14 protein-coding genes are annotated in these 15611 nt (G+C 61.9%); 4 read left to right on the top strand and 10 right to left on the bottom strand.

Annotation, left to right across the window (positions count from 1 at the left end; translation table 11 throughout):
• The first annotated feature begins 1 nt into the window (after position 1).
• The 3 genes from J6497_RS31785 to J6497_RS31775 are packed head-to-tail and all read left to right on the top strand — an operon-like array spanning position 2 to position 3000.
• Complete coding sequence (locus J6497_RS31785) at positions 2-850, top strand: DegT/DnrJ/EryC1/StrS family aminotransferase (RefSeq protein ID WP_225708166.1); 849 nt, start codon at positions 2-4, stop codon at positions 848-850.
• On the top strand, positions 840-1481 hold the full coding sequence (locus tag J6497_RS31780; RefSeq protein WP_225708165.1) for a NeuD/PglB/VioB family sugar acetyltransferase: 642 nt from the start codon (positions 840-842) through the stop codon (positions 1479-1481). Before J6497_RS31785 ends, J6497_RS31780 begins: the two co-directional genes overlap by 11 nt.
• 55 nt (positions 1482-1536) lie before the next feature.
• On the top strand, positions 1537-3000 hold the full coding sequence (locus J6497_RS31775; protein WP_225708164.1) for a hypothetical protein: 1464 nt from the start codon (positions 1537-1539) through the stop codon (positions 2998-3000).
• 14 nt (positions 3001-3014) lie between these two features.
• Here the strand turns inward: J6497_RS31775 and J6497_RS31770 are convergent, their stop codons facing one another.
• The 10 genes from J6497_RS31770 to J6497_RS31725 form a co-directional block, all read right to left on the bottom strand.
• The gene (locus tag J6497_RS31770) at positions 3015-4751 is read right to left on the bottom strand and encodes a chemotaxis protein (protein ID WP_225708163.1); all 1737 of its coding nucleotides are present in this window, start codon (positions 4749-4751) and stop codon (positions 3015-3017) included.
• Positions 4752-4755: 4 nt separating this feature from the next.
• Positions 4756-5847 (bottom strand): protein-glutamate methylesterase/protein-glutamine glutaminase, encoded by a 1092-nt coding sequence (locus J6497_RS31765; protein ID WP_225708162.1) that lies wholly within the window; start codon positions 5845-5847, stop codon positions 4756-4758.
• Positions 5848-5952: 105 nt separating this feature from the next.
• The gene (locus tag J6497_RS31760; protein ID WP_225708161.1) at positions 5953-6795 is read right to left on the bottom strand and encodes a CheR family methyltransferase; all 843 of its coding nucleotides are present in this window, start codon (positions 6793-6795) and stop codon (positions 5953-5955) included.
• A 17-nt stretch (positions 6796-6812) separates the two neighbouring features.
• Positions 6813-7298 (bottom strand): chemotaxis protein CheW, encoded by a 486-nt coding sequence (locus J6497_RS31755; protein ID WP_225708160.1) that lies wholly within the window; start codon positions 7296-7298, stop codon positions 6813-6815.
• A 62-nt stretch (positions 7299-7360) separates the two neighbouring features.
• Entirely contained in the window at positions 7361-9169 is a 1809-nt protein-coding gene (locus J6497_RS31750; protein ID WP_225708159.1) for a methyl-accepting chemotaxis protein, read from the bottom strand.
• 84 nt (positions 9170-9253) lie between these two features.
• The gene (locus J6497_RS31745; RefSeq protein ID WP_225708158.1) at positions 9254-10954 is read right to left on the bottom strand and encodes a methyl-accepting chemotaxis protein; all 1701 of its coding nucleotides are present in this window, start codon (positions 10952-10954) and stop codon (positions 9254-9256) included.
• Positions 10955-10988: 34 nt separating this feature from the next.
• Positions 10989-11459, bottom strand: coding sequence for a chemotaxis protein CheW (locus J6497_RS31740; RefSeq protein WP_225708157.1), 471 nt, complete (start codon positions 11457-11459; stop codon positions 10989-10991).
• Positions 11460-13487, bottom strand: a complete 2028-nt coding sequence (locus J6497_RS31735) for a chemotaxis protein CheA (protein WP_225708156.1) — start codon at positions 13485-13487, stop codon at positions 11460-11462.
• Positions 13484-13849: a response regulator gene (locus J6497_RS31730; RefSeq protein WP_225115730.1), complete on the bottom strand. Its 366-nt coding sequence runs from the start codon at positions 13847-13849 to the stop codon at positions 13484-13486. The genes J6497_RS31735 and J6497_RS31730 overlap by 4 nt, the downstream gene beginning before the upstream one ends.
• Entirely contained in the window at positions 13849-14166 is a 318-nt protein-coding gene (locus tag J6497_RS31725) for an STAS domain-containing protein (protein ID WP_225708155.1), read from the bottom strand. The genes J6497_RS31730 and J6497_RS31725 overlap by 1 nt, the downstream gene beginning before the upstream one ends.
• Before the next feature lie 294 nt (positions 14167-14460).
• Between J6497_RS31725 and J6497_RS31720 the strand changes: the two genes are divergently transcribed.
• Positions 14461-15576: an HD domain-containing phosphohydrolase gene (locus J6497_RS31720; RefSeq protein WP_225708154.1), complete on the top strand. Its 1116-nt coding sequence runs from the start codon at positions 14461-14463 to the stop codon at positions 15574-15576.
• Positions 15577-15611 lie beyond the last annotated feature (35 nt).

The raw sequence follows: 15611 nt of genomic DNA, 5'->3' as shown, positions 1-15611 counted from the left end.
GGTGAACACGATCATCCAGGCCGGTGCGACGCCGGTGTTCGTGGATTCACGCGAGGATACCTGGCAGATCGATCCCGAGGATGTTCGCCGCAAGATTACCCCGCGGACAAAGGCTCTGATGGCTGTCCATTTGTATGGACACGCCTGCGAAATGGACGCGCTGGTTAACATATGTAAAGAATTCGATCTGTGGCTGATCGAGGACTGTGCCGAAGCTTTCGGCACTTACTACAAGGGTCGGCACGTCGGAACCTTCGGAGATTTCGCGACCTTCAGTTTCTTTGGAAACAAGACCATCACAACGGGCGAAGGCGGCATGGTGGTCGCAAGGGACAAGGATCTCCTGGACCGGGCGTATCACCTCAAGACTCAAGCTGTTTCGCCAGACCGCGAATACTGGCATGACGCGGTTGGATACAATTATCGGATGACCAACATTTGTGCAGCGATCGGCTTGGCTCAGTTGGAAAATGCGAGCCCGATTCTGGAAAAGAAGCGCCAGATCGCGGCGTGGTACCAGCAAGGCCTCGAGGGACTTCCATTGAGATTGCTGGGAGAATATCCCGACACAACGAACTCATATTGGATGTGTTCGATCGTTGTCGACGATCCCAATATTCGACAGCCGCTCAGAGATTGGTTGAAGGCGGCGAATATCGAGACGCGCCCCTTGTTCTACCCATGTCACACGCTTCCGCACTGCAAGGCAGACGAGACACATCCGGTTGCTCAATCGCTAAGTGCAAGAGGCTTGAACCTTCCGAGCTTTCCAGAACTCTCGCTGGAGGGCGTCACGACGGTCTGCACTGTGATCCGTTCCTTCTTCCGGTCAGGAGCCAATGAAAGGTGACGGCGGGCTCCTGATACTGGGATTCGGAGGACACGCCCGAAGCGTTGCCGCGGTGGCGATCGCGAATGGTGTGCGGTCGCTCCTGTTCGTGGACGAGAATGCAAGGGACGGTGAGTCCTTTCTGGGCTTTCCGGTAAGGCGTGAACTCCTTGAGAGCATCCCGCCGGGATGGTCGTGCATCCCAGGGGTTGGAGACAACGCCAAGCGAAAGCAGCAAATCGAATTCGCGCAATCGGCAGGTTGGGATTTGGCAAACGTCATCTCGAGCCATGCAACGGTGGATGTGAACGCATCCATATCGCCCGGGTGTTTTGTGGGACATCACGCCCACATTGGCCCTTTGGCGCGAGTGGGACGAGGCTGCATCATCAACACCGGCGCAATTGTCGAGCACGAATCTGCGGTCGGCGATTTTTCGCATGTCTCTGTGAATTCAGTGGTGGCAGGACGAAGCCGCATCGGCAGCTTTGTTTTCCTCGGGACAGGCGCGACGGTGATCGATGGCGTCCGCGTCGGCGACAACATCACGATCGGTGCCGGCGCGGCGGTGGTCGAATCCCTGGACATACCTGGGACCTATGTCGGCTGCCCGGCAAAGCCTCTCTCGAGGGCCGGTCGCGCCGTTCACTGAACTTTGACTTGAGGACGCAGACACGAGCAGGCTTTATCGCGATCTTGGGCATCACATGCAGTACGCCGACCGGTCCTTTCCGCATCGATGGCATCTTGAGCTGACCGGATCCAGCGAACTGGCTGCTCAAGTGCTGCTTGCATTCTATTTGGCGCTGGTCGTGGCCTCGTTGACCGCAGTGGAGCTTGCTGCGGGGATAGCTCTTCACCCCTCGTGGAGTGCCATGCTTGGTACGGCAGTCTCGCTGTGCCTGCTGCCGCTGTTCGCCTTCGCCAACTTCGGCTTCGGATACTTGGTGGGCGTGGCGTTCACCGGGATGGTTGTTGGGTTTGTCTGGCTCAGCTACTTCACCTCGTCGCGATATGATCCCGCGATCGTGCGGTGGTCCACCCTTGCCTCTCTGTTGGCATTCCTGGTGCCGATTCTCGTTCAGAACTGGCGCGCGCCACGAATGTTCAGAATCAAGACGAAGACGATGGATATCTGCGTCAAGGCTCTGCTTGTCGTCGCAGTCCTGCTTCTTCTGCTGAATTACCGCTACGGTTTTGCTCTTGTCGGGCTGCAAGCGGCAGCGCAACTGCGCAGCGGCATCGCGCAACCGACCTTTCTGAGCTATACGACGAACAACGTCATCTACGCCGTGCTGCCCTTTGCATTTGCGTTCTACGCGCAGCGCGGATCACGCCTTTTGGCCGCGGCCAGTCTGCTATTGATACCATGTTTCTATCCGGCGCTGCTGAACAAGACGGTTCTGTTCGCTGCGATATGGCTTCCCTTCATCTTCCTGACCTTTCGATCCTTCGAGCCGAAGCAGGCGACCGTCATCTCCCTGGGCGCTCCACTCGCGCTCGGATTACTCCTCCATGCGACCCTGCCTGCGGGAAACCCGATTGCGCATTCCGTGTTCGGCTACGCGAATGAGCGAATGTTTGCGATCCCTTCGATCGCGATCGACTACTATGCTGATTTCTTCGCTGTTCATCCGAAGACCCATTTCTGTCAGATCAATGTCATCCGAATGATCTTCGGCTGTCCTTATTCAGAGCAGCTCAGTGTCATTTTCGCCGGTCGATACGGTGTCGGAAACCTGAATGCTTCATTGTTCGCGACCGAGGGTATCGCCTCGACGGGCTTGATCTGGCTGCCATTGGTCATGTTCATGTGCGGACTGATGCTCTCCATCGGCAACAGCTGCTCGCGGCATCTCTCGCCTTTGATGATCGCAACATCATCCCCACTTGCCCTGCTGGCGCTGCTCAACGTTCCCCTGAGCACAACCCTGCTCAGCAATGGACTGTTCCTGCTGTTCCTTCTCTGGTACCTCTGCCCCGGTGAGCAAGACGAGAAGCGCTATTACTCGGAACAGCCCAACCGCTCAGCGGCGGATTTTCGTGCCGATTGTATCGTGGAGGGGGTGCCTGTTCACTGCCGCCGCGACGGCGTCATAGACGCTATCGTCGATGGCCGCGTCGTCGCGTTCGAGAACTGGGTCGATTTCTTCAAGTTTCTTCGCCAATGACTTCTTGCACCATCTCAGAACAGCAGCACGCCATCATCATGCACCTCCGGTTCAGGCCGGTGCGGCGCGGACTTTGACATCAAGCCGAGGCGCTGCAGGACATCCCGATGGACCTGCCGCTCCCGTTCCATCGTGTAGTGCGCGAATAGATCGTCCAGCACTGCCTCATCGCTCGAAGTCAGCGACAGCCTTCCGGCGATTGCGCTCGACGCCTCGAGGCGCGCAGCAGCGGCCGGAAGCGACGCCGACGCTTCGCCGAGTGCGGTGATCAGATCGCGGGCCCCTCCTATCAAGGCCTCGAACTCGGCGCCCTCGTGGACGAGCCGGTCCATCAGCCGACCGAGCCGCCCGTTGCCGGCCTCGATCTCCTGCAGCGTTTGCAGGATCGATGGCTCCAGCCTGGTCAGTTGCGCGGGATTTCCATGATCGCGCAGCTCCTTGAGATCGCCGGCAGCGCGTTCGATGCGATCGAGGACCGGCTTCAATCTGGAAGCACCGGCGGAGACCTGATCCGCGGTCGCCTTGAGCTCGTTGGCGATCACGACGAACGCATTGCCCTTCACGCCCAGATGGCCGGCCTTGAGGCTGGCATTCATGCCGATCAGGATGATGTCGACGACGGCCTCGCCAAGACCCGCGATCGCGAGACGAAACTTGCCGAGCGTGTCCTCCACGACCGAGAGGGCCGCATCGACCGATCTGCCCGAACTCTCGCAGGTCGCAATCAGTTCCGAGGCCTGCGCCAAGGTTTGCTTGATGACGGCAAGGAACGATGGTGCCCCGCCATCCCGGCCGCCATACACCGCGCGGCCTTGTGCGACGACGCCGGTTGCATCGGCAAGAATGGCGTTCAGCGAACGAATGATCGCGCCGATATTATCGCCGAACTCACGCTCCGCATCCTTCAGCTGCGCAGCCTGGAGCTGGCGGATGATTTGGGCTCCCTGCGCGCCGCTATCCGTATCAATCACCGGAACGATGCTTACTGCCGGAGCAGCAGCACGCTGCAACCTGTCGCAGACATGCTCCAGGCGTTGCCGCGTGCTGTCGCCCGACTGCAACGAGATGATCGCGCTGCCGACGGCATCGGCGATCTTCTTGGTGCTCCTGCCCGCCAGCTCGACGAGGTTAACGCTCTTGTCCTGCTGCTCGCGCATCCCTGCATAGGCAGAAATCAGCCCGGCACTCGCCGCGAGAAGCTGCTCTCGATAGAGTTTCTCGAATTCCTTCTGCCGATTGAGCGCAGTCTCAACCGCTATCGACAACAACTTCTGATCGCGCGCGCAGCCCTCGATCGAATGCTGGACAGATTGCCCGAGCTCGAACGCCTCCTTCGTGAAATCAAGGAAGCTGTCGCGGTCGCCGTCGAGCGAAGCCGCCTCGATTCGCGCGCTCCGCGCGATGATTGAGATCATCTGGATATGCTTGAAGAGCGGAGCGATCTGCGCTGACGCCGCTTCGGCATCCTCGCCGATCCGGCCGAGAAACGCGCTTTCCGCCGGCAGCGCCTCGGCGAGCGCGTTCAGCCGGCCGGCAATATCCTGAAGCGCCGTCGAGGTGCCTTCGATTTCCGCGCCCGACATTTCGCGCGAGAGCTCGGTGAGCGCGCCCTCCAGCTCCTTGAACAGAGCGTGGCCGCGACCGAGATGCTTGCCGACCTTGGCGAAACTATCCTCAATGCGGGACGACACATCCTCGACGGACGCGAGCGCCGCAGCAACCGTATCGGTCTGGTCGTTGGGAGAGATCATGGCATCACTCCGTCAGGGTAGGTTGTCCGGCCTGGTGCCAGAGCATGATTTCCCGGGAAATCTGGCCGAGCGAGACCACCTTCTCCACGGCGCCGTGCGCAATTGCCTCTTTCGGCATGCCGAACACCACGCAACTCTCTTCGTCCTGCGCGCACGTTGCAGCACCAAGCCTGCGCATCTCCAACAAGCCCCTGGCGCCGTCGTCGCCCATCCCCGTCATGATGATCCCGAGCGCATTGCGGCCGGCATATTGAGCCGCCGAACGGAACAGGACGTCGGCCGAGGGCCGATGCCGCGACACCGGCGGACCGTCCTTGATCGCGATGCTGTAACGCAGGCCGGTCCGCTGCAGCAGCATGTGGCGAGCGCCGGGCGCGATATAGGCGCAGCCCGGCTGCACCGGCTCGCCATCCTCCGCCTCCTTCACCGTGATCTGGCAGGCAGCGTTGAGACGCCTCGCGAATGCCGCGGTGAAGCCCTGCGGCATATGCTGGACGATCAGGATTCCGGGACAATTCGTCGGCAGCGCTTCCAGCACGTCGAGCAGCGCCTCGGTGCCGCCGGTCGAGACGCCGATGCAGACGATGCGTTCGGTGGTCGGCCGTGAACGCCCCTGGATCGGCGGCGGCATGATGGCATCCGCGGTCAGCTTCTTCTCGATGATGCGCCGCTGCTGACGTGGGCGTACGCGTGCACGGGCGGCCGACTTCACGGCTTCGCGCAGCCGGCTCGAGCATTCCAGGAGCGCCTGCCGCGTATCGACCCGCGGCTTGGGAACGATATCGACCGCGCCGGCTTCGAAGGCTTCAAACATCTGATCGGAGCCCTCTTCGGTGAGCGAGGAGCAGATGATCACCGGGATCGGGCGCTGCGCCATGATCTTGCGCAGGAACGTGATTCCATCCATGCGCGGCATCTCAATGTCGAGGACGATTACGTCGGGCAATTCGTTCTGCAACCGCCGCGCCGCGGCGAACGGATCGGACGCGGTCGCCATCACCTCGATATCGGGATCCTCGCTCAGGATGGTCGTGAGAATTTGGCGCACCGACGCCGAATCGTCCACGATCAGCACGCGAACTTTCTGCCTGGGCATTGCCGTGCGCTCCTCGTTGCTCTCTTTTCTTTGAGCATGATCTCCCGCGCAAACGCTTAGCGTTTGTCGCGAGGAAAGCCGGTTCCCACTTTCCCGGATCATGCTCTAGCCTCTAAAAATCGTCGGCTGAACCTGCTTCAATGTCGGCACCGTGTTGTGGATCATCGATTCGGAATGCCCCACCATCAGATAACCTCCTGGCCGCAGATGCGCGCAAAGCTGATCGACGACCTTGCGCTGCGTCTGCCTGTCGAAATAGATCAGGACGTTCCGGCAAAAGATGATGTCGACGTCGCGGTCCACGGGATAGCTGGAATCCATCAAATTCATCCGCATGAAGTTCGTCCGTCGCCGTAGTTCCGGCACCACGCGCACCTCGTTGCACGAGCGGTCTTTCGACGACAGGAAGTAGCGCTTCATGAACTCGGAAGGGACCGGCGCGATGACGTCGCGCGTATAGATGGCGGCCTTGGCAAGCCGCAGCACCGCGGTCGAAATATCCGTTCCGAGGATACGAAACTGGAACCTGGCGCCGGACCTCGTCATGTCGTCGAGAACCATCGCGGTCGTATAGGCCTCCATGCCGGTCGAGCAGGCCGCGCTCCATATCTTCAGGCCGTGCGATCCACGGCCGCGCTGCTTCAGGAGCGCCGGCACCGCGACCTCCTTCAAGAAAGTGAAATGCGCCGGCTCGCGGAAGAAGTCCGTCTTGTTGGTCGTGACCACATCGATCAGATGGATGAGCTCGTCGTCGGGCAGCGCTTTGTCGAACAGATGCTCGACATATTCGTTGAGCCCGGAATAGTTGAGCGCGCGGACACGCTTGTGCAGCCGCCCTTCCAGCATCAGGCGCTTTCCGGCCGGCAGCTTGATGCCCACCTGCCCTTCGATCATTTGAGCGATCGTGCGGAATTGACGATCGGATAGATGTACCCCGGCCCCCAGCATCGCCGATTTCGCAAAGTCTAGGCTGCGGCTGATGCGTCGACCCGGGCTTCGTCGGCGGGCACTTCGGCATCGGCCATCAATCGTGCGAGATCGAAGATGATGACGAACCTTTCCCCCTTGCGTCCGATGCCGGCGATGTAGTCGGATTGCCAGCGTCCGCCGACCGAGGGCACGGGACCGATCGAATCCTCGTCGATGTCGGTGACCTCGAAGACACAGTCCGCCACGAAGCCGACGCCGACCAGGCGGTCGTTCATCGGCACGTCCAGGATGATGATGCGCGTCGCCTCCGTTGCCGGCACGCTCGGCAGATCGAGCTTCAGCCTGAGGTCGACGATCGGATAGCCACTCCCACGCACGTCGATCATGCCAAGCATGAAATGCGGCGCGTGCGGCAGACGCGAAATCGGGCGCATGTCGAGGATTTCGCGAACGTTGCAGATGCTGATGCCGAAGGTCTCCCCGGCGAGACCAAGCGTCAGATATTGAGCCGTGCCGGCCATGTTGCGTCCTTCCGGTCAGAGATCGCGGGGGCTGGCCTTGTAAAGACTGGCCCCGCGTGTTGCTAGCGCTGAAAATCAGCGTCGCGATCGTCCTCGCCGTCTTCCATCGCGAAGGCGAAACCACCGCCGCCGGCAGCCGTCTTGAGCGCACGCACCGGCTTGGCGGCAGGCTTCTTGGCGCTGCGGTCGGCAGCCGCCATGCTTGCGGCTTTCGCGCGAAGCTGGCCGACCGCCTTGTCGATCGGCATCGCTGCCGCGGGCTTGTCCTTTGCCTGGTCGATACGGAAATAGGCGATGGTCGACTGCAACTGTTCGGCCTGGGAGGCGAGCTCTTCCGATGTCGAGGAGACCTGCTCGGATGCGCTGGCGTTCTGCTGGCCGACCTTGTCCAGCTGCTGGATCGCCTGGTTGATCTGGGCCGAGCCGACATCCTGTTCGCGGCAGGCCGCCGTGATCTCCTCCACCAGCTCCGCCGTCTTCTTGATATCCGGCACCAGCTTGGCCAGCATGCTGCCCGCTTCCTGTGCGACCTTAACGCTTTCCGCCGACAGCGTGCCGATCTCGGCCGCGGCCGCCTGGCTGCGCTCAGCGAGCTTGCGCACTTCGGAAGCAACCACCGCAAAGCCTTTGCCGTGCTCGCCGGCACGCGCCGCCTCGACCGCGGCGTTCAGCGCCAAAAGATCGGTCTGGCGGGCGATCTCCTGCACGATGGTGATCTTCTCCGCGATCGTCTGCATCGCCTCAACGGCGCGGCCGACCGCGGCGCCGCTGGCTTCTGCATCCTTCGCCGATTGTCCCGCGATCTTCTCGGTCTGGTTGGCGTTCTCGGCATTCTGCTTCACGTTCGCCGCCATTTCCTCCATCGACGAAGACGCTTCTTCGGCCGAGGACGCCTGCTCGGTCGCGCCTTGCGAGAGCTGTTCGGCGCTGGCCGACAGCTCCTGGCTTCCGGCCGAGACGTTCTGCGCCGCTGTCAGCGCTTCCGCGACGATCATGCGGAGCTTCTCGACCATGCGCTCCAGCGCCATGCCGAGCGTATCCTTGTCCGACAGCCGCTTGGCGTCGACGGTGAGATTGCCCTGCGCGATCTCGTTGGCGATACCAGCCGTTCCATTCAGATTCACGGTCATCGTATTCAGCGACTTGACGAGATCGCCGATCTCGTCATTGCTGACGACGTCGATCTTCTGGCTGAGATCGCCGATCGCGACCGCATCGGCAAGATTTACTGCACGGCTGAGCCCGCGGCTGATATTGAGCGCAATCCAGGTCGCCGCCACCACCGCGATCAAGAAGGAGGTGATCACCAGGATGATCAACAGCATCTCTGCCCGCGCGCCGTCCTGCCTTGCCTGCTCGGTTTGCTCGGCCATGGCCTGCTTTACAAGAGAGATGTAGGCATTTGCGGCCGCCAGTGCGTCAGCCACGACCTTGCGGCCATCGTTCATCGAACGGTCGATCGCCGCCGGCTTGTCGACCCTGGCGAGGCGAACCGTCTCGTCCTGATAGGCATTCATCTTGACGTAGGCGGCCGAAAAGCCATCTACCAGCTTTTTGCCTCTGTCGGTCGCTCCGGCATAGATCTCGTCTCTGGTCTTGAGCAGCGGCTCGCGAATCTTCGCCAAATCGGCGACGAACTGATCATAGTCCTTTTCCGAAGCGATGATGGCGTTCTTCTCCGCGCGCACCTGAAGCAGGATGCCCTTTTCGAGCTCGGCGGCCTTATCCATGCGTCCGGCCCGCGAAACGAGACTCTCGGCGGTGTTGACCATGTCGCCGAGCTTCATGTAACCCATCGCGCCCGCGACCATGGACAACAGGATGACAAGGCCAAAGGCGCCGGCCAGCTTTGCTTTGACGGTAAGTCTCATTTCAGCCCCCAAAAGAAATGCTCGAATCGTCGGTCGGATTGCAAACAATCCGACCTGTTAACCCACCAACTAACGCTTCGCCCCTCAGCGCTGAAAGTCGGCGTCGCGATCGTCCTCATCTTCATCCAGTGCGAAAGCGAAACCGCCGCCATTGGCAACCTTGAGTGTGCGACGGCCCTGCGGCTTGGCCGCGGCAGCCGGCGGTTTCTTGATGCCGCGATCGGCGGCCGCCATTGTCGCAGCCTTCGCGCGCAGTTGGCTGACCGCCTTGTCGATCGGCGCGGTGGTGGCGGCCTTGCGGCCATGGTCGATGCGGAAGAAGGCGATCGTCGACTGCAACTGCTCGGCCTGGGAGGCGAGCTCTTCGGACGTCGAGGAGACCTGCTCGGATGCGCTAGCGTTCTGCTGCCCGACCTTGTCGAGCTGCTGGATCGCCTGGTTGATCTGCGCCGATCCGACATCCTGCTCGCGGCAGGCCGCGGTGATCTCCTGGACGAGGTCGGCGGTCTTCTTGATGTCGGGCACGAGCTTCGCAAGCATGCTGCCCGCCTCTTGCGCGACCTTTACGCTTTCGGTCGACAGCGTGCCAATCTCGGCGGCGGCCGCCTGGCTGCGCTCGGCGAGCTTGCGCACTTCGGAGGCGACCACCGCAAAGCCTTTGCCGTGCTCGCCGGCGCGCGCGGCCTCGACCGCCGCATTCAGGGCCAAGAGATCGGTCTGCCGCGCGATCTCCTGCACGATGGTGATCTTTTCCGCAATCGTTTGCATCGCTTCGACAGCCCGCCCGACGGCGGCGCCGCTGGCTTCGGCATCCTTGGCCGATTGCGCCGCGATCTTCTCGGTCTGATTGGCGTTGTCAGCGTTCTGCTTCACATTGGAGGCCATCTCCTCCATGGAGGAGGAGGCTTCCTCGGCCGAAGACGCCTGCTCGGTCGCGCCCTGCGACAATTGCTCCGCACTGGCGGAAAGCTCCTGGCTTCCGGCCGAGACGTTCTGCGCCGCGGTCAGGGCTTCCGACACGATCTGCCGGAGCTTTTCGACCATTGCGTTCAGCGACTTGACGAGATCGCCGATCTCGTCGTTGCTGGCGACGGGAATGGTCCGGCTGAGATCGCCGTCGGCAACTGCGCCTGCAAGACCGACCGCGCGTCCCAGTGAACGGCTGATGCTGATCGAAATCCAGAGCGCCGCCGCGATCGCAACCGCAAGCGAGACACCAATCAGGATCATCAACATCAGTTGCGCCTGGTGGCCAGCCTCCTTCGATTGAACCGCCTGTTCGGCCATCTGCTTCTTCGTGTTCGTGACATAGGCGCCCATCGCCTCGAGTGCATCGGCGACGACCTTGCGTCCCTCGTGCATCGAACGCTCCGTGGCCTTGGCCTTGTCGGTCTTCGCCAGCTTGAAGGTATCTTCCTGGAACGCATTCATCCTGGTGTAGGCTGCCGCGAACGCGTCGAGCAGCTTCTTGCCGGCCTCGCTTGCCAGCGCATAGACTTCGTCCCTGGTCTTCAGCGCCGTCTCACGAGTCTTCGCCGCCTCAGCGGCAAACTGCTCGGCATCAGCTTCCGTCCCCAGAATCGCATTCTTCTCTGCTCGAAGCTGGAGCAGGATGTCCTTCTCGATCTGAGTCGCCTTCTCCATCCGCATGGCGCGCAGCACCATGCTGTCGGCGGTCGCCATCATGTCGCCGAGCTTCATATAGGCGACGCCTCCGGCGATCGCGGACAGGACGATGATCAAGCCGAACGCCGTGGCCAGCTTGGCCTTGACAGTAAATCTCATTTTCAGCCCCTCAAGTCTCGCCCCCGAGACTTCCTCAATTCAGGATACGTTCCATGTTCGGTACGATGACGAACTCTTCGCGCCACTTGGTGATGAAGCGGATGAACTCCGGCTTCCAATGCATGCCGACGCGCGGTGTGTGCTGCACGTCTGTCCGTGAGATCTCGGTGACCTCATAGACCTTGTCGGCGGTGACGCCGACCAGGACCGGCTCGTCGTCGATGCCGACCTCGATCACCACGATCCGCGTGTCCGCGGAGTCCTCGGTTTGCGGCATCCCGAACCGGATGCGCAGGTCGGCGAGCGGAATAACGTTACCGCGCACATTGATGACGCTGGGCACGAACGACCGCGCGCCGGCCACTTTCGTTGCCGGAACCGGATCGATGATCTCCCGCACCAGCCCGGCATCGAGCGCGAACTTCTCGTCGCCGAGCCCGATCATGACCACCTGCATCGAACCGTCCTGGACGGCTCCGGCGCCGTGCTGCTGATCTGTCGCCATCTATGCCGCCTCGCTCATCTGCTGCTTTTCCGCGCGCGACTGCGCCAGGGCGACGAGCTGCGCCACGTCGAGAATGAGCGCCGCAGTGCCGTCACCCAGGATGGTCGCGCCGGAAAAGATCGTGACGTCGGAATGCAGCTTCGAGAGCGACTTGATGACGGTCTGATGATTGCCGATGATCTGGTCGGCAACCAGCCCGACGCGCGTCTCGCCGGTCGAGATGATGATCGTCTTCTGATGCTGCCCGGGCGCGCCCGGCACGTCGAGAATGTCGCGGAGCCGCAGGAAGGGGACAAGGTTGCCGCGCACGTTGAGGAAGTTGCGCCCGCGCGAGCGCTCGTCCTCCGCCGTGAGCTCGACGCACTCCTCGACCGCCGGGAGTGGAATGATGTAGCGTCCCTCGCCGACCCGGATTAGCAGCCCCTCGATGATCGCGAGCGTCAGCGGCAGGCGCAGCGTGACGGTCGTCCCCTCACCTGCCTTCGTCGACAGATCGATCGAGCCGCGCATGTTCTCGATGGTGCGCTTGACCACATCCATGCCAACGCCGCGGCCGGATAGCGCCGAGATGGTCTGGGCGGTCGAGAACCCCGGGTGGAACAGGAACTGATGGATCTCGTGATCCGACATCGCCGCACCGGGCGCGATCAGCTCTTCCGCCTTGGCGCGGATGCGCGCGGTATTGAGACCGCCGCCATTGTCCTTGACGGTGACGAGGACCTGCGCGCCGGAATGGATCGCTTGCAGCTCGATCCGCCCCTGCTCGGTCTTGCCCGCCGCCGCGCGCGTCTCGGTGTCTTCGATGCCGTGATCGATCGCATTGCGGATCAGGTGAACGAGCGGATCGGCAAGACATTCGATCATGGTCTTGTCGAGCTCGGTATCCTCGCCCGAGGTGACGAATTCGACCGGCTTGCCGAGGTCGCGGGACAGATCGTGGACCAGTCTTCGGAAGCGCCCGAACAAGGAGCCGATCGGGACCATCCGGGCGCCCATGGTGGTGTCGCGCAAGCTCGCCGCCAGCCGCTCGATCTCCTCCGCGATCATCTTGATCGAGAGATCGGAGCCGACTGCGGCCAATTGGCTGAGCCGTGCCTGTGCGATGACCAGTTCGCCGACCCGGTCCATCAACTCGTCGAGCCGTTCGGCCTGCACGCGGACCGTGGCGATGCCGCGCTCTTCGGTGCGCCTCGGCTCCTCGCGCTTGCGCTCCGACGGCGCGGCCGGCTCCGCCGCAGCGGGGACCGAAGCGGCGGTCGGCGCCGGCGCCGGCGGAGCCGCCAGTTCAACGTCCGCAATCGGCATTGCGAGCACCGGCGCCGCGCGCTCGACCTGCGCCAGCGTAAGTTTCATCTCGTCCTGCACGAACATAAAGACGTCATCGATGGCGGCCTTGTCGCAGGCGCCATGCAGCGTGACGTCCCATTTCAGGTAGCAGTCCTCAGGCTCCAGTTCGTCCAACAGCGGCACGCCATCTGTGAGCGGCACGACGAAGCAGGGGCCGAGCTTGCAGAGATCATCCAGGAGGTCGATCGGATTGGAGCCGTTGCGGAGAATGTGTGACTCGAATTCCAGGCGAAGTTGCCAGCCTGCCGGACGGCTCTCGCTTACCGGCGGAATGTCGGCGTTGGACCCGACCGGCAGCACCTGCGCGGTAGGTGAAACGAAGCGCTTCAGATCATCCAGGATGGCGTCCCCGATGATCGAATCGGCGCTGTCAGGCGCTTCGATCAGGGCACGGATGTAGTCCTTTGCGGCCAGCGCAACCGCGATCAGTTCCTGGGTCGGCTTGATCTCGCCCTTGCGGACCAATTCGAAGGCGGTCTCAAATTCGTGGGTGAATGCGGCGACCCTATCAAAGCCGAACATCGCGCCGGAGCCCTTGATGGTGTGCAGGGCGCGAAACGCCGAGTCGACCAGCTCGCGGTCATCGGGGCGCAGTCCAAGATCCAGCAAAGCCCCTTCAAGGGTTTCGAAAAGTTCGCTCGCCTCCTGACGGAATGCCTCCGTCGGGTCCATGCTGCTCATGACCGCACCAGCTTGTTGACCACGGCGAGCAATTGCTCAGGCTTGAAAGGCTTGGTGATCCATCCGGTGGCGCCGGCGCTCTTGGCTTCCTGCTTCAGCGCGTCGTTGGACTCGGTGGTGAGGAAGACGATCGGCAGGCCGACCTGCGACGGCAGCTTGCGCAGAGCCCGTATCAGTTCGAGGCCGTTCATGACCGGCATGTTGAGGTCGGTGATCACGAGGTCGAGCTTGCCCGCCTGCGCCTTCGCCAGGCCCTGCGCCCCGTCGCCGGCCTCGATCACGTTGTGACCGGCCGGCTCGAGCACGACCTTGATCATCTGGCGGATGCTGGGGGAGTCATCGACCGTCAGGACTGTAGCCATCACGCGCCATCTTTCTTGTGAAAATGCTGGTCGATCATCGCCTCGCTGGAGAAACCCGCGCGGCGAAGGGTGTTGCGAAGGCTTTGCGAGAACGCAGTCAGGACGACTGGACGGCCTTGCGCCTTGCCGGTTTCGGCGGTGGAAAGCAAAAGCTGGATCGACGTGACGTCGACCTTGTCGACAGCGGAGCAGTCGATCTCGAGCCGATCATTCCGGCTGAAGGCCTCGCGGATCGTCTCATAGACCTGGCGGATCGACGCGATGCTGCAGTCCGGCGGCAGTTGTAGCCACCGCTTGTGCTCTGTCACTTCAGCCATTCGCCGTCCCCGCATTCCCAGTGATTCGCTTTGAGTGCGAATGCGAATCTCTTTCGACTGAAGTATCGGCAGAGATGGTGATTAAGATGTTAATCAACCACCATCTCGATTCCAGGCAAGATGACCGTAGGATTACGGTGCCGAGGATTCGAGGTAGCCTGGTATGATCCACGCCGGGCATTTGCGCGCATCGGGCAGGCTACGCCATTGGCGATTGTCGAGCTTAGGCCGGCGTTAAGAGCCGGCGCGGTAGCTCTTTCTCGTACAACCGACCGTTGCGTACCCGGACGTCAGATGCTCACACAAGTGCTTCTCGTTGACGACAGCCGTTCTGTCCTCGACTTCTTCAAGCGGCTCCTGGAAGCCGATGGCACCGTACAGGTCACGACGTACATCGATCCGCTCCAGGCCGTGACGTCGGCGATGCAGCGCCAATACGACATCGTGCTCGTGGACTATGAAATGCCGAGAATGGACGGCGTCACGTTCATCCGTGAACTTCGCGCGCTCGAGAACTTCGCCAATATTCCGATCGTGATGATCACTTCGATACAGACGGACGACGTGCGGATGAAGGCGCTCGAGGCCGGCGCCACCGATTTCCTGCCGAAGCATCCACAAACCCTGGAGACAAGAGTTCGGCTCAGAAATCTTGTCCGGCTCGGCATTGCCGTTCGGCAGCTGAATGACCGCGCTGCCGACCTCGCCCAGGAAGTCGCCAGCGCCACGCAGAAACTCCAGGAGCGCGAGGAGGAGATCATTCTGCGTCTGGCGCTCGCCGTCGAATACCGCGACAACGACACCGGCGAGCACACGCTCCGCGTGGCAAAATACAGCCGCATCATTGCCGAAGAGCTCGGCCTGCCATCCCGGCTCATCCGCGAGATCTATCTTGCGGCTCCTCTGCACGACGTCGGCAAGGTGGCGATACCCGATAGCATCCTGCTCAAGCCGGGCCGGCTGAACGCGGAGGAGATCGCGATCATGCGCACCCACGCCGCGATCGGCGGACGCATCCTTGCCGACAGCCATTGCGAGCTGATCCAGCTTGGAGCCGAGATCGCTGCCGCTCATCACGAGCGCTGGGACGGCGGCGGCTATCCCAACGGGCTCAAGGGAGCCGATATTCCGATCGCAGCCCGCGTCGTCGCGGTCGCCGACGTCTTCGATGCGCTGACGATGAAGCGTCCCTACAAGCATCCGATGCCACTTGCGGACGCGCGTCGTTACCTCGAGGACAACAGGGCGCGCCAATTCGATCCTGCCTGCGTCGATGCTTTCCTGTCACGCTGGGACGAAATCGTGACGATCGCTACCGCGCAACATGCGATGGCGCCGTGGCAGGCCGAAATGCGCACGCTTTCGACGGCCGTCTCGTTTCAGCTGAAATCAAGCTGTTCAGCTGTGTAACATCATTGCGAGCAAGCACCTCCTGCCGGAGTTCT

This window comes from Bradyrhizobium cenepequi, assembly GCF_020329485.1.
GTDB lineage: Bacteria > Pseudomonadota > Alphaproteobacteria > Rhizobiales > Xanthobacteraceae > Bradyrhizobium > Bradyrhizobium cenepequi.
This window is presented reverse-complemented; position numbering and strand designations above follow the sequence as displayed.

Excerpts from the sequence above, each read along its gene's own strand:
- J6497_RS31780 (WP_225708165.1), top strand. The coding sequence starts at position 840 with ATGAAAGGTGACGGCGGGCTCCTGATACTGGGATTCGGAGGACACGCC.
- J6497_RS31775 (WP_225708164.1), top strand. The coding sequence starts at position 1,537 with ATGCAGTACGCCGACCGGTCCTTTCCGCATCGATGGCATCTTGAGCTG.
- J6497_RS31770 (WP_225708163.1), bottom strand. The coding sequence starts at position 4,751 with ATGATCTCTCCCAACGACCAGACCGATACGGTTGCTGCGGCGCTCGCG.
- J6497_RS31765 (WP_225708162.1), bottom strand. The coding sequence starts at position 5,847 with ATGCCCAGGCAGAAAGTTCGCGTGCTGATCGTGGACGATTCGGCGTCG.
- J6497_RS31760 (WP_225708161.1), bottom strand. The coding sequence starts at position 6,795 with ATGCTGGGGGCCGGGGTACATCTATCCGATCGTCAATTCCGCACGATC.
- J6497_RS31755 (WP_225708160.1), bottom strand. The coding sequence starts at position 7,298 with ATGGCCGGCACGGCTCAATATCTGACGCTTGGTCTCGCCGGGGAGACC.
- J6497_RS31750 (WP_225708159.1), bottom strand. The coding sequence starts at position 9,169 with ATGAGACTTACCGTCAAAGCAAAGCTGGCCGGCGCCTTTGGCCTTGTC.
- J6497_RS31745 (WP_225708158.1), bottom strand. The coding sequence starts at position 10,954 with ATGAGATTTACTGTCAAGGCCAAGCTGGCCACGGCGTTCGGCTTGATC.
- J6497_RS31740 (WP_225708157.1), bottom strand. The coding sequence starts at position 11,459 with ATGGCGACAGATCAGCAGCACGGCGCCGGAGCCGTCCAGGACGGTTCG.
- J6497_RS31735 (WP_225708156.1), bottom strand. The coding sequence starts at position 13,487 with ATGAGCAGCATGGACCCGACGGAGGCATTCCGTCAGGAGGCGAGCGAA.
- J6497_RS31730 (WP_225115730.1), bottom strand. The coding sequence starts at position 13,849 with ATGGCTACAGTCCTGACGGTCGATGACTCCCCCAGCATCCGCCAGATG.
- J6497_RS31725 (WP_225708155.1), bottom strand. The coding sequence starts at position 14,166 with ATGGCTGAAGTGACAGAGCACAAGCGGTGGCTACAACTGCCGCCGGAC.
- J6497_RS31720 (WP_225708154.1), top strand. The coding sequence starts at position 14,461 with ATGCTCACACAAGTGCTTCTCGTTGACGACAGCCGTTCTGTCCTCGAC.